Annotated in this window: 1 protein-coding gene and 1 pseudogene; both read right to left on the bottom strand. The window is 39.0% G+C overall.

Annotated features, from left to right (window positions below; all coding sequences use genetic code 11):
- Positions 1 to 229, bottom strand: a pseudogene (locus tag A3756_RS01090) (hypothetical protein); the annotation flags it as partial.
- Positions 230 to 433: 204 nt separating this feature from the next.
- Positions 434 to 754 (bottom strand): hypothetical protein, encoded by a 321-nt coding sequence (locus A3756_RS01085; protein ID WP_068512276.1) that lies wholly within the window; start codon positions 752 to 754, stop codon positions 434 to 436.
- Between the last annotated feature and the right edge of the window lie 241 nt (positions 755 to 995).

Genomic DNA, 995 nt, shown 5'->3' with positions numbered 1-995 from the left:
CTTTAAAATACTCAAGAGGTTGAGGCTCGAAAATAATAACAACGGACCGTAAGTCTTGTGTTTTTGCCTCGGTAACTACTTGCTCTAGAATCGCTTGATGCCCAAGGTGCACACCATCAAAGTTGCCAATCGTTGCAACACATGCCGTATTAGGCGAACTTTTATTTGTGCTTAAGTGCTGACAAGCTGCTATCAGCCCGGGGTTATGCATCCCTCTTAATAATCGCATCGCCACAGCTTGTATAAGTTCCTAGTAAAAACATGCCACAAAATAGTCGCCGATTATACTTGCTCAGGAGGGGAAGATTCAATCAACTCAGACCACAGCTAGCTAATAGAAATGAAAAAAGCCACATTTCTTTGCAATCTAGGCAATTTACCGCCCGAATATTTAAGAAATGCAGCTTTCTATTTGCAGAATGAAAAGTAAGACTTATTCCCACCAACCTACTAGGTTCATATAAATTATTGTCGCTGGTGCAAGAATAAAGGTCAGAATACCAACGGTCTCATCGGTTGACTCTTCGTTATTCTCATTCACGCGAATACCGTTTTCCTTACCAGAAGTGTAATACTTACGCCCCTCACGGTAGGTAAAATATTTATCAGGATCTTCCATCTGATAGTTCCCTTCATTTTGGTAAGCAGGAACAAACTCGTCATCTTCTGCATAAGCCGACGCACTGGCAAATATCACCGAAAACAAAAAAGCTGACATCAACTTTACGACAACTGACTGTTTTAAACTTTTCATAAGACTCTCCTTCACTTTCACTCCCTACACCTAAACAAATTCAACGCAGATATCCTTCATTTACGTTTGTCCATTTATTGAGCAAATTTCAGTCAGACTATTAAATGATATCGAACACAAAAAATAAAGTGATTTAACAATCGATAACAATCTCAGTGTCTAAGTTGCGACACAGCTATCAATCAAATACGAAAAATTCTTAAGAAAATAACACTCAGCACACCAGCAAACACACCATAAA

The organism is Oleiphilus sp. HI0086 (assembly GCF_001635225.1).
The sequence above is the reverse complement of the archived record's forward strand: the minus strand, read 5'-3'. Positions and strand labels throughout refer to the sequence as shown.